The organism is Methylobacterium gnaphalii, from assembly GCF_007992215.1.
Classification (GTDB): domain Bacteria; phylum Pseudomonadota; class Alphaproteobacteria; order Rhizobiales; family Beijerinckiaceae; genus Methylobacterium; species Methylobacterium gnaphalii.
Window position 1 is genome coordinate 104,437 of the sequence record NZ_BJZV01000016.1, and the last position, 11,790, is coordinate 116,226.

At 65.4% G+C, this 11,790-nt stretch carries 15 protein-coding genes and 1 tRNA gene; 11 read left to right on the plus strand and 5 right to left on the minus strand.

From position 1 onward, the window contains the following. Window positions 1-71 precede the first annotated feature (71 nt). The 8 genes from MGN01_RS15220 (at window position 72) to MGN01_RS15255 (ending at window position 5,945) form a co-directional block, all read left to right on the plus strand. Window positions 72-653: a hypothetical protein gene (locus MGN01_RS15220; RefSeq protein WP_147047676.1), complete on the plus strand. Its 582-nt coding sequence runs from the start codon at window positions 72-74 to the stop codon at window positions 651-653. Window positions 654-726: 73 nt separating this feature from the next. Then, on the plus strand, window positions 727-1,698 hold the full coding sequence (locus MGN01_RS15225; protein WP_147047677.1) for an alpha/beta fold hydrolase: 972 nt from the start codon (window positions 727-729) through the stop codon (window positions 1,696-1,698). An 11-nt stretch (window positions 1,699-1,709) separates the two neighbouring features. Further along, window positions 1,710-2,384 carry an HAD family hydrolase gene (locus MGN01_RS15230; protein ID WP_147047678.1) on the plus strand — a complete coding sequence of 225 codons (675 nt, stop codon included), beginning with the start codon at window positions 1,710-1,712 and terminating at the stop codon, window positions 2,382-2,384. A gap of 47 nt (window positions 2,385-2,431) precedes the next feature. Beyond that, window positions 2,432-3,481: a fatty acid desaturase gene (locus tag MGN01_RS15235; RefSeq protein ID WP_147047694.1), complete on the plus strand. Its 1,050-nt coding sequence runs from the start codon at window positions 2,432-2,434 to the stop codon at window positions 3,479-3,481. 64 nt (window positions 3,482-3,545) lie between these two features. Next, window positions 3,546-3,692 carry a hypothetical protein gene (locus MGN01_RS24585; RefSeq protein WP_373319198.1) on the plus strand — a complete coding sequence of 49 codons (147 nt, stop codon included), beginning with the start codon at window positions 3,546-3,548 and terminating at the stop codon, window positions 3,690-3,692. 245 nt (window positions 3,693-3,937) lie between these two features. Continuing rightward, the gene (locus MGN01_RS15240; RefSeq protein ID WP_147047679.1) at window positions 3,938-4,636 is read left to right on the plus strand and encodes a YoaK family protein; all 699 of its coding nucleotides are present in this window, start codon (window positions 3,938-3,940) and stop codon (window positions 4,634-4,636) included. Between the two features lie 486 nt (window positions 4,637-5,122). Continuing rightward, a complete protein-coding gene (locus MGN01_RS15245; protein WP_147047680.1) occupies window positions 5,123-5,326 on the plus strand; it encodes a hypothetical protein in 204 nt (67 codons plus the stop codon). Window positions 5,327-5,750: 424 nt separating this feature from the next. Further along, window positions 5,751-5,945, plus strand: coding sequence for a CsbD family protein (locus MGN01_RS15255; RefSeq protein WP_147047682.1), 195 nt, complete (start codon window positions 5,751-5,753; stop codon window positions 5,943-5,945). Window positions 5,946-6,046: 101 nt separating this feature from the next. On the opposite strand, the gene MGN01_RS15260 is transcribed toward MGN01_RS15255, so the two are convergent. Further along, window positions 6,047-6,436, minus strand: coding sequence for a hypothetical protein (locus MGN01_RS15260; protein WP_147047683.1), 390 nt, complete (start codon window positions 6,434-6,436; stop codon window positions 6,047-6,049). A gap of 271 nt (window positions 6,437-6,707) precedes the next feature. Between MGN01_RS15260 and MGN01_RS15265 the strand changes: the two genes are divergently transcribed. Continuing rightward, window positions 6,708-7,058: a transposase gene (locus tag MGN01_RS15265; RefSeq protein WP_147047684.1), complete on the plus strand. Its 351-nt coding sequence runs from the start codon at window positions 6,708-6,710 to the stop codon at window positions 7,056-7,058. Continuing rightward, window positions 7,058-7,855 (plus strand): IS3 family transposase, encoded by a 798-nt coding sequence (locus MGN01_RS15270; protein WP_147047685.1) that lies wholly within the window; start codon window positions 7,058-7,060, stop codon window positions 7,853-7,855. Before MGN01_RS15265 ends, MGN01_RS15270 begins: the two co-directional genes overlap by 1 nt. Window positions 7,856-8,039: 184 nt before the next feature. On the opposite strand, the gene MGN01_RS15275 is transcribed toward MGN01_RS15270, so the two are convergent. From MGN01_RS15275 to MGN01_RS15290, 4 genes are all read right to left on the minus strand, one after another. Then, a complete protein-coding gene (locus MGN01_RS15275; RefSeq protein ID WP_170246004.1) occupies window positions 8,040-9,185 on the minus strand; it encodes a site-specific integrase in 1,146 nt (381 codons plus the stop codon). Between the two features lie 109 nt (window positions 9,186-9,294). Further along, window positions 9,295-9,370: transfer RNA gene (locus MGN01_RS15280), tRNA-Phe, on the minus strand. Window positions 9,371-9,451: 81 nt separating this feature from the next. Further along, on the minus strand, window positions 9,452-9,655 hold the full coding sequence (locus MGN01_RS15285; RefSeq protein ID WP_147047687.1) for a DNA gyrase inhibitor YacG: 204 nt from the start codon (window positions 9,653-9,655) through the stop codon (window positions 9,452-9,454). Next, window positions 9,655-10,305 (minus strand): Maf-like protein, encoded by a 651-nt coding sequence (locus MGN01_RS15290; protein ID WP_238258235.1) that lies wholly within the window; start codon window positions 10,303-10,305, stop codon window positions 9,655-9,657. The genes MGN01_RS15285 and MGN01_RS15290 overlap by 1 nt, the downstream gene beginning before the upstream one ends. Window positions 10,306-10,921: 616 nt before the next feature. On the opposite strand from MGN01_RS15290, the gene MGN01_RS24590 reads away from it, so the two are divergent. Then, complete coding sequence (locus tag MGN01_RS24590) at window positions 10,922-11,758, plus strand: integrase arm-type DNA-binding domain-containing protein (RefSeq protein ID WP_170246006.1); 837 nt, start codon at window positions 10,922-10,924, stop codon at window positions 11,756-11,758. Window positions 11,759-11,790: the final 32 nt, after the last annotated feature.

Here is an 11,790-nt window from a genome sequence, read left to right on the forward strand (position 1 = left end):
CGCTTCGGCACGACGAAGCGGGGGGGGGGCGTGGGCAGGCGCCCGTTTCGTCTACTGCCTGGAGATCGACCATGCCGATCGTGAGAAGACTGATCCTGGCCGTGCCGGTCTGCCTGCTCGCCCAGGCCGCTCCAATTCATGCACAGGGGGCCGGCGGCCCGGAGACGGGCCGACCGGCGAACCTCTGCCAGGAACTCGTCGCCTTCGTGCGTCAGCCGGAGGCGGGTGCGAAGGCAGCCGAGACCCCACCGAGCCTGGCAACCGCCGTGTCGGCCAAGAACAGCGGCGACCCGTCGGCGAAGCCCGCCGCGGAGAACACGCCGCAGGCCAGTTCCGGGCAGAGCGGCCAGATCACGGCCTCGGGGCCCGGTGCCGCCGGTCCGCAGGGTCGGGCGCAGAACCAGTCGGCGCCCGCAGGCTCTACCGCGACCGCATTGGGGCCGGAGCGGAGCGGGTCGTCCACGCACCCGGATCCATCGAAGCCTTCCGCCGAGAACGTGACCCGGATCGAGGCCGCCGCTCGAACCAACGATCTCACCGGCTGCCGGGCGATCGCGCAGACCATGCGCCGTGCCGGCATCGTCATGCCGGCCCCCCTCCTTGCCCTCGCGGCGATGGCACCGCGGCTCATGGAACGCGCCTCTCCACCGTAGCAGACCCATGGCTCCGTCACGGTCCGCTCGCAGGGCCCGGAAGCCTCTTACCCGTCGCACAGGATCACCGCTCATGACGCGCCGCCCGACCTCACCCTGGCTGCTTCCGGCCCTCCTTGGCTCCGCTGCCGCCCTGGGCGCATCCGCCCTCTACGCCGCCTCCATGACACGAGAGGCCGAGCGACGGACGCCACCGATCGGCGCGTTCATCACCGTGGACGGTGTGCGCTTGCATTACGTCGAGCGCGGGCGTGGCGAGGCGCTGGTGCTCATCCACGGCAACGGCACCATGATCCAGGATTTCCTGAGCAGCAGCATCGTCGATGATCTCGCAGAGCGCTTCCGCGTGATCGTCCTCGACCGCCCCGGTTACGGATACAGCGACCGGCCTCGGGGTGTCTGGACGCCGCGCGCGCACGCGACGCTCTACCAGAAAGCTCTTCGGCAGCTCGGAGTCAGGCAGGCGGTGGTGCTGGGACATTCCTGGGGAGCACTGGTCGCCGTCGCTCTCGCGTTGCAGGCCCCGCACCTCGTGCGAAGCCTCGTGCTGGCCTCGGGCTACTACTACCCGACGCTGCGGGCCGACGCGGCCCTCGCCTCCCCCGCGGCGATCCCGATCATCGGCGATGTCCTGCGCCGCACCGTCTCGCCGATAATCGGACGCGCGCTCCTTCCGGCGATGATCAAGGGCATGTTCGCGCCGGCCGCCATTCCCGAGCGCTTCGATCGGGAGTTTCCGACCGACATGATGCTGCGCCCGCTGCAACTGCGCGCCTCCGCCGAGGATGCGGCGATGATGACGCCGGTCACGGTGGAGCTTCAGCAGCACTATCGCGAGTTGGAGCTTCCTGTTGCGATCATCGCCGGCGGCGGCGACCAGATCGCCGACGTCGGACGACAGTCGCAGCGGCTGCACGATGAATTGCCGAACAGCACGCTCATCGTGGTTCCCGGCCTGGGGCACATGATCCATCATCTCGCGCCCGAACGGGTCGTCGAGGCTGTGGAGCTGGCCTCGAAGCAATCACGGGCCGCGGCCGCATGAAGGAGGCGGCGATGCGCGTCGAGACCTGCTTCCTGTTCGATCTGGATGGCACGCTGGTCGACAGCGTGTACCAACACGTTCTCGCCTGGAGCCAGGCGCTGGACGAGGAGGGAATCGCCCTGTCTGTCTGGCGGATCCACCGCAAGATCGGCATGAGCGGCGGCCTCTTCACGAACCAGCTCCTGCGGGAAACGGGTCAGGACATCAGCGAGGACCGCATCGCGCGCCTCGGCCGCCTCCACGCCGAGGCGTACGGACGGTTGTCGGCGCAGGTCCGTCCGCTGCCCGGGGCAAGCGCCCTTCTGGCTAACCTCACCGAGGCCGGTATCCCATGGGCCATCGCCACCAGTGGGCGAATGGAGACGGCTCGCGTGAACCTGCGCGCCCTCGACGTCGATCCCGAGCGCGTGCCGGTGGTGACGCGCGACATGGTCAAGTATGCCAAGCCCGATCCCGATCTCTTCCTGGCCGCCGCCGAGAAGCTGGGCAAGGGCATCGAGACGGCCGTGATCGTGGGCGACTCGATCTGGGACATGCTAGCGGCGCGGCGCTGTCGTGGCCTTGGGGTCGGCTTGCTGTCGGGTGGCTACGGCGCCGACGAACTGGAGCGGGCTGGGGCTGTGCGGGTCTACGAGGACCCGGCCGATCTGCTCACGCATCTCGACGAGGTGGGAGGACGACGCTGATTTCAAGGATGCGGGTCGTGACACAACCGGTTCAGGAAACCGAGCCGATGGATCGCGCGCACAGCACCGGGCCCGACGGCGTGAGCGCCGCCGCCCTCGCGCGGGACCTGGCTCGCCACTGCGTGGCCTATCGCGAGCCCGTCCCAAGGCTTGCCGGTCGGCAGTTGGCCAATACCGTGCTGCCCTATCTCGCCCTCTGCGCGCTCATGCTCTGGGCAGCGGCTAACGGCTACGGGCCTCTCGCCCTGGTTCTCGCCGTGCCGGCAGGCGGCCTTCTGGTTAGGCTCTTCATCATCCAGCACGATTGCGGGCACGGCTCTTTCCTGCCCTCCCGCACGGCAAACGACCGGCTCGGCCGCGCCCTGAGTCTGCTCACGGTGACGCCCTACGACAGCTGGAAGCGGGCGCACGCCCTGCACCATGCCTCCACGGGTGATTTGAGCCGCCGAGGAACGGGCGACGTCCTCACCCTGACCGTGCGCGAGTACCTTGCCAGGCCGCGCTTGAGCCGGCTGCGCTATCGCCTGTATCGCAACCCACTCGTCCTGATCGTGCTGGGGTCTCCGCTCAACTTCCTCGTCCTGCAGCGGTTTCCCTCCGGGATGGGCTTGCCGTGGCGGGCGGCGTGGCGGGACGTGCTGTCGCTTGATATCGGCCTCGTCGCCCTCGTGACGGGACTCGCCGTCCTGGCCGGCGGGATCGGGCCGGTGCTCTGGGTCCTGCTTCCGGTCGTCTGTGTCGCGGCCTGGATCGGGGGCTGGCTGTTCTACGTCCAGCATCAGTACGAGGAGACGGTCTGGGAGAGCGCCGAGACTTGGGACTTCCACCGCGCCGCGCTCGGCGGCAGCTCGTACTATGTTCTTCCTTCGGTGCTGCAATGGTTCACCGGCAATGTCGGCCTGCACCACGTCCACCACCTGAACAGTCGCATCCCGAACTACCGGCTTCAAGAGTGCCTGGACGGCCACGAGACGCTCGGACGGGTAGGCCGATTGACGCTGCGCGACAGCTTGGATTGCCTCGGGCTGGCCTTGTGGGACGAGAAGACACGCAGGCTAGTCGGCTTCTCGCACCTGCGGACGCTCCCGGCATTCTGAGAAGGGCGGCGAAACACCCAATCCTTGCTTCGCAACGCCAGCGTCTCGCCCAGCAGCCACGCACATTCGCCTCGATGATGGTGTTGCCGAGCGCATCGATGCGCTGCTGGAGCCGAAACAGTCTCGCGCCGATTTTATCCGCAAAGCCGTCCGGGAAGCGGTGGAGCGAGAGGAGGCCGAGCGCCAGAAGGTCTCTTCTCAGGGCGGTTAGTCGCGCAGTCGGCGTCGCGAGATATCGGGCCGCCCCTGAAGAACAGCTCAGAGCAAGGCTGATTTGCCGCTCGGCAGATCGTCGGCAGCGAGTTCTCGATGGCCGCAAAGCTTGTCACGTTGGTCCTAGCATCGAGCCTTGCCTGTAGACGTTCGCCTAACGCAATCTGGGAGCCCGGCTGCCGGAGCGGAAAGCGGCGCCTCGAACCCTGATCCGGGACCATTGCACTTCAGATTAGGCCAGCCATGCTGAGCCGCGAGGGCGAAGCTCGCACCCAAGAGGTTGATGAGCGTCTGGCCTGGACCCTGGCCGCCATCGCAGGAGCCCTCAACGCGGCGGGCTTCTACGCCTTCGGCTTCTACTCATCGAACATGACCGGCAACGTTTCGGCGCTGGCGGACCACCTCGGGCTGGGCGACGTGCTGATGGCAGCCCAAGTTCTTGCCCTCGTAGCGGCCTTCGTGACAGGCGCGATGGCAGCCACCCTCCTCATCGACACGGGCCGCCAGCGGCGCCTCCGCGGGGTCTATGCCTACAGCATCCTGACGGAGGCAGTCCTGCTAGGCGCTCTCGGGTGCGCCGAGCCATGGCTTCCGGCGGTAGCCCGCGGGCCGGTCCTGGCGCTTTCTCTGAGCTTCTTGCTGGGCCTCCAGAACGCCACGGTCACTCAGATTACCAACGCACGGGTCCGCACCACACACGTGACAGGGATGGTAACGGATATCGGGATCGGCTTGGCGAGCCTCCTTGGCGAACGCCCCGGGCTCGACCGGAGCAAGCTGCGGCTGCACAGCATTACCGTCGCGGCTTTCCTGTCTGGAGGCATCCTTGGCGTCTTGGCGTACCGCGCAATGGGCATGCAGCTGCTCTTCCCTGTTGCTGTGCTGCTGGCATTGCTCGCGCTACCGGGGATGAGGTCGGCGCGGCGGCTGGGAACGGCGTAGCACTCGGTGTTCTGAGGCACTGAAACTTGCGCCGCTGCCAGCAGTTGAGTCTTGGCGAACTCCGCTCCCAAGATTGGCCGAGCGTTTCGCCTGCGGGGGGATGACACCCATGCCCAAGATCAGCATACGCGAGGATAGGCCGGGGACCCGGGGGGTCTACAGCGGCTCAACGATCCTCATAGGCGGCCTCGCAGAAGACGACGCTCAGAACTTCGCCGCCTTCGTTCGCGCATCAGACCGCTTGCGGGCTAATAGAGCGCGGAGCATTGAGGCGAGAGGCCAGCGGGGCTTGTAGAAAGCTGTGACTGCCTAGCCAGCACTGCCCGCTCCAGTCCAAAGCCGGGGGCGCTGTTCGTTTTCAGACCAAGCGCATCGGCTACCTTTCTAGATAGGGCTCGCGGCCTATTGTTCTTTTGCTGACTGCGCCAAGCATATCCGCTCAGTGCGGTGTCGGCATCTCTAGGCGTAACGAAGGGTGCCCGGCCCATGACAACACGGCTCAGCAATACGTCGCCAACACGGTATCGCCTGACAGCTTTGACCTCGGATGGGCACGTACTCGACACGATCAAGCTCAACGCATCCGACGATGCCGCTGCCCTGTCCCTCGCTCGGGTCCTGGCGGAGAAGCACGCGGTCGAGCTTTGGGACGGCCTGAGGTTCATCCAGCACATCAAGCCGACCGGCTGAGCCCATTCTGGGAATGATGGGGGCGACCTTCGCGCCAGCAACCCAGACCTTCCTGGGCCTGCTTCTCGCGGCTAGCTTCCGAGGATGACAGACCCCGCCAAAGTCCTGATCATCATCGGCACGCCATACGGTCTCCGCCACTTGGCTAGCTCATCCGAGCGCAAAGCGGCATGGCCCGCGGAGGCGGTCCTCAAGAGTCTGGGCAGGGACGTGAGGTCTGCGAGCCTATGGGTCCTGTGTGAGGACCCCGGGGTTGCTCAGCGCCTCACCAGCTACCTCCAGAGCGTCAAGGCCGAGGTGGTGGCGGAGGCTGAGGCAGGGGTTAGGCTGGGCTAGGGCTGAGACCCGTAGGCAACTGGAACGGCCGGAGGCGCCAGTCCGTTTCTAGCGTCAGTGAGCATGAAGCTCAGCACTGGAGATAGACATGGCGAATGAGAACGAAGGGCCGGACCCGGATCGCACAGAGGGCTCGGCCAAGCGTGTGGTCGGCAAGGTCAAGGAAGGCATCGGCAACCTAGTCGGCGACGAGAAGACGAAGCACGAGGGCAAGTCTGAGCAGGTCGAAGGCAAGGTGCAGAACACCATCGGCAGCATCAAGGATACCCTCAAGGGCAAGTAACTTGCGCGGCGGTCCAAATACCGCACAACGAAAACCCCCCGGTTGCGCAAGGCAATCGAGGGGTCCGCAATGATTGTTACTCTCGGGTTAGGCTGGCTGCCTCAGTAGCCGTAACCGTAGTAGCTGCCGCAGTAGGGCGAACCGTAGGCCCCATAGCCATACCCATAGCCGTAGCCGCAGCTGTCGCCGTAATAGCCGGCGAGACCGTAGCCGACGCCCAGACCCAGCCCGACGCCAGCCAGACCGTATCCCAGACCACGGCCGTAGTAGCCGCGACCGCGACCATAGCCGCCAGCAAACCCGCGACCGGCGAAACCTCTACCGGCAAAGCCCGCGCCGCCGAAGCCGCGACCTCCGCCGAAGCCGCCCCCGTGAAAGCCGCCACCACCATGGAAGCCGCCGCCACCACCGAAGCCACGAGCATCAGCCGAGGCAGGGAGGAATGCGAGGGCGCCGACAAGTGCCGTTGCGGCAACTGCAAATTTCTTCATGTCATGAACCTTCTGGCCAAAACCGGCCGCTGTCTGAGATGAAGGTTCAACTGAAGCGCATGGGCTTTGTTCACCCGACTAAGTGCGCAAATGCACATGGTTACGTAACGTATTGTTGCTGATAGCTTGATGTCTGAATTCGTACCGTCAAACTGATCTTTAGGGCACCTTTGGGTTTAGGGCCCGATGCACGCTGGAGTGGGCCCCTGCCGGTGGACGGTTTGAGGAAGGCTGATTGACCGGTCTGCCGGGTCTTCGGAGGATGAAGACCATGGCACGGCACCGTTCCCACAGCGTGGCGTTCAAGCGTCAGGTGGCGCAAGAGTATCTGTCGGGCGAGACGCTGCACGGTCTGGCCAAGCGCCACGATCTCTCGCGCAATCTCGTGCGCGTCTGGGTGCAGAAGTACGAGATCGGCGTGCTCGACGAGGATGCCGCGGTCGCCGACACGATCCAGGCCTACGAGGCGCGTATCGCAGCCCTCGAACGGCTCGTCGGCCGGCAGGCGCTTGAGCTTGAGTTTTTAAAGGGGGCGTTGCGCAACGGACCCCTGCCGAGAAGCAGGCCTACGTCCGTGATCACTGGCCCTGTGGCCTCAGCCTCGCCGCGGGATGCCGGCTGATGGGTCTGGCGCGCTCCACCTTCTACGATGCCCCGGCCCGGGCCGTGGACGACACCGCCCTCGCCGAGGCCATGGTCGCGATCTGCGACGCGTTCGAGGCCTATGGCTGGCGCCGCGTTCAGGCGGCTTTGCGCCACCAGGGCTTTGTGGTGAACCACAAGAAGGTCCGCCGCCTCATGCGCGCGCACGACCTGCAGCCGCGCGTCCGACGCCGCTACGTCGCCACCACCGACAGCGATCACGGCGGCCCGATCTTCCCCAACCTTGCCAAGGACATCGTGCCGGACGGCCCGAACCAGCTCTGGGTGGCGGACCTGACCTACGTCGCGGTGACGGGCGGCTTCGTCTACGTCGCGATCATCCTGGATGCCTGGTCGCGCCGCGTGGTGGGCTACGCGCTCGGCCGCTCGATCGACGCCCGCCTGACCGTCGCGGCTCTGCGCGCGGCGATCGCGCAGCGTCGGCCGCCGTCGGGGCTGATCCACCACACGGATCGTGGCAGCCAGTACGCGGCCGAGGCGTACCGTGCGGTGCTGGCCGAGCATGGCTTCGCCGGCTCGATGGGCCGGCGAGGCAATCCCTACAACAACGCCAAAGCCGAGAGCTTCATGAAGACGCTCAAGGTCGAGGCCGTGTACCCAATGGCGTTCGAGAGCTTCGCCGAGGTCGCAGCCGAGTGGCCGCGCTTCATCGAGGAAGTCTACAACACACGCCGACTGCATTCGGCACTCGGTTATCTCAGCCCCGCTCAATCCGAGGAGCACCACGCCCGGCAGACGGTCAAATCCGCCGCCTGAGCCTATCCACCGGCAGGGGCCCACTCCAGTGCAAGACCACCTCTCGCGCCTCATTGCTCTTCACGGTGCCGGCCTCGGGCGTGATATTGATGAGCCAGTGGTCCCCCTCGCGGCGGAGGTCCTGCTTGCAGAGCTGCGCCAGCTCGCCGACCCGGGCACCTGTGTAGCACTGGAGCCAGGGGGCTCAGCGCTTGGCCGCGGTGGTCTGAGGTCGCTCGGTGCCTCCCTGATAGGCCGAAGCCGCCTCAAGGATCGCCCTCGCCTCTTCGTCAGTAAAACCCTTGGAGCGCAGCTTCTTGGGCTTCCCGAGCTTGAGGGTCACCTCCTTGACCGGGTTGCTCGCCATCCTCTGGTTCGCCACCGCCCATGCGAAGATCGTCCGCAGACCCGCGATGTCGTTCTCTTTGACCGTCTTGGCGGAGATCGGCTTGCCCGAGCGGGGATTGATGGTGGCGAGGCGGTGGTCCTTGAAGGCGATGACGTTGGCCGCCGTCACCCGAGCCGCATCGTCGTGCTTCAGGAAGGCCACGAAGTTGGCCATCGTGTTCCAGTAGCTTTCGTGGGTGCTCGGCTTGAGGCCAGCGGCTTTGCGCTCCGCCCACCATGCCGCCACCAAGCCGGTTAGGGAGGTCTTGGTGCTGGCAGACAGCCGCGAAGCAGGCTCCGGGGACTTAGGCTGCGTCCACTCGGGATGGCGGTTGTCAGTTGGGTGAGCGGTGTAGTCGCCCTCGGCTTGGCGTTGGCGGCGCCTGAAGGCGTCTCGAAGCGAGCGGGCGAATGCGTCGAGCAGCATGGCGCGGCTGTCGGCGTCCACGCGGTCGATACCTTTGCGCAAGAGCAGCGGATCGATGAGCGGGCCTAGGGTCGGCTCGATGTCTGCTGCCTCGCCTGCCTCGATGTCAGCGCAGAGTTTGTTGGCCGCCGCTTCGAAGCCCGCCCTCTCCTCTTCTGGTGTGCAGCGATCTGGTACCCAGCCTGCGGGTGTGTGCGTAATGGCGATGGTCCTATCGGCGCTCGCATCCGCCCAGGCGCGGTACAGGTCGCCAGCCAGCGCGGTTGCCTGTTGATGAGTGAGAACGATGGGGCCGCTTGCGCGAAGAGCACGCCAAACGTCCTGAAGGTATGACCCGGCTTTGGATTGCCGAGCCCGGGCCTCAGCTGGGTCGCGGGTCTTCAGGGATATCCGCACGTCAACAGCTCGCTCACTGATGACGAAGGTGGCGGTCTCGTCGCCGATAGGCACCGCAAGGCGGCGGCCTCGGGCTTTTTCGAGCACGTCCGTGGGAATGCGCTGAACGAGCTGGTGGACGGATGAGCCGGAACGCTTCATCGGCCGTGGCATCGTGAGAGGCATGTTGAGCGCTGGTGTTGAACAGCCGGCGCCGGAAAGTCTCTTCTAAATCAGATGCCTAAGAGCAATCAATCGCTTAGCGAAAAGATGGTGCCCAGGGACGGAATCGAACCGCCGACACTGCGATTTTCAGTCGCATGCTCTACCAACTGAGCTACCTGGGCAAGCGGCGGAGTGCTGGGCGCCCCGCGGCTGGAGCGGCGGTATAGTCAAGCGCTCGGGCGGTGTCTAGCGCCCTTGAACGCTCAAAGCGAGCCGCCCTCGTCCCGCTCCTTGTCTCCCTCGGGATCCGAGCCAGGTATGACGTAGCGCTCGCCGAGCCAGCGGCCGAGATCAACGTCAGCGCAGCGTTGGGAGCAGAACGGGGCGAAAGACTCCGTGGCTGGCTTTCGGCAGATTGGGCACGACACTGGGGGCTGCTCGCGGCGTGGGTCGGGCTGTTGCGCCATCAGGCCGGCGCTCCCCAGCCGCGGCGCACTGGGAAGCCCTCGCCTTCCAGCAGGCTCATCGTCTCGTAGAGAGGCAGGCCGATCACGGCGCTCTGCGAGCCGACAAGTTTGATCACGAAGGCCCCAGCGAGCCCCTGGATCGCGTAGCCGCCTGCCTTGCCGCGCCACTCGCCCGAGCCGAGATAGCTCTCAATCTCGCGCGAGGACAGCCGCTTGAAGCGCACGCGCGCCTCGACCAAACGCTCACGCTGGCGGCCCTTCGGCGAGAGGATGCAGACGGCGGTGTACACGCGGTGCGGGCGGCCGGACAGAAGACGTAGGCAGTCGGCTGCCTCGTCGAGCCGCTCAGCCTTGGGTAGCACGCGCCGGCCGACCGCGACCACCGTGTCGGCGGAGATGAGGAAAGCAGCGCGCAGCATGTCGTTGCGCGCCGCCGCGTCGCGGGCGACCTCAAGCTTGGCGCGGGCAAGGCGGCGGGCGAGCTCGCGCGGTGATTCCGATTTGCGCGGCGTCTCGTCTATGTCGGCCGGCAGCAGGAAGTCCGGCTCGATGCCGATCTGCTGCAGCAGGGCCAAGCGGCGCGGAGAGGAGGAGGCGAGCACGAGCTTCGGCGCCGCGACTGTTCCCGGCATCGCGGAGACCTGCACCATGGCAACGGCTGGCTCGGTGGCTGTTTGCGTCGTCACGGCGCTCATGTGGGCTTGGCTTTAAGAGAAATCCGGCTCGGCTCGCTTAGGGCCAAAGGCGGGGCGGACACTAGAGCAGGTAACGAGAAGTTGGAAACGGCTTCTCGCTCAAAACCTGCTCTAACTCGTTGAACTAATCATATTTTCTGCGTTTCGACCGAGTCGGTCGAAACGCAGCATGAAATAGCTGAAACGTTTCGCCAAGGAAACGCGACGGCTCGTTTCCGGTCCGTGGACAATCGAAACGGCTCTGCTATGGTTCGCCGCCTGCACTCCAAGGATGCAGCCGGCTGCGTTCTCGAGCGAGGTCGCCGCGGGCGTAGTTCAGTGGTAGAACGTCAGCTTCCCAAGCACGGGCGGACGGCTTCTCTGGGCTTCCGCCAGCTAGATCAAGCATCCCTGGCATATTCGCCGTATTCGCTTCCCTAATACCGCGCCGTACGTTGCTTCCTGGAGCTGGAACGCACCTGCTCCATAGCTGCTTCAGCGGAGCGGAAGCCGTGCGAAAGTTCAAATTCTCAGCGACGAATCTGGCTCGCTACCTGAATGTGCCTCAAAAGGTCGGCGCTCAGGTGGTGGTGTGGGATACCGAGGCACGGGGGCTCGGGCTTATCGTGGCCGCACAGGCTCTGGGACTTTTTTCGTTCACTACCGGGTGGGTAAGCGCCAGCGAAAAGTGACGCTGGGACGGGTGAACGAACTCGCTGTCGCCGATGCTCGAGCACGAGCGGCGGAAATCATGGTCGCAGCGCACCAGGGACGAGATGTCGTTGGCGAGCGAGAAGCGGCCGAGCGGGCGCGGCTCACGCTAGCTGACGCCTATGCCGAGTACACAAAGGCACTCAAACGAAAGGAGGCATCGCCAAAGACGCTACTACTCAACGACCATAATTGGCGGAAGATGCTCAGGCCTCATGCGGGTCGCGAGCTGAACACGCTGACCAGACGTGAAGTCCGCACATGGCACGAAGGATGGGGGCACATCGGACCCACGGCCGCCAACCATGGCGCTCGCCTCCTGCGAACCGTCTACAACTATGCTGCGAAGAGGCTGGCCGAAGATTTGCCGCCCAACCCTTGCGTCGCTGTCGAGTTTTTCGCGGAGCGAGGTACTCGCCGCTTGCTGTCGTGGGATGAGCTCCCCGCGTGGTGGGGGCACGTGCTCTCTCTGAGCAACCCAGTCCGTTGTGCCTACTGGAAGCTTCTGTTGCTGTCTGGGCTGCGCATGACCGATGCAGCGACGATTCGGTGGGAAGAGCTCCGCGGTGAATTCCTACATCGTCCGAATCCCAAAGGCGGCCGTGCTCGCGCTTACGATCTACCGATCACTGAGCAGATGCTGAATCATCTTCGTCGAAGCTCGCGAGGCAGCCCAGCCGTTATATCCTGCGAGCCCTTGGGTCTTTCCTGCCGATAGCGCCTGCGGACACGTGCTCAACATGCGCGAGA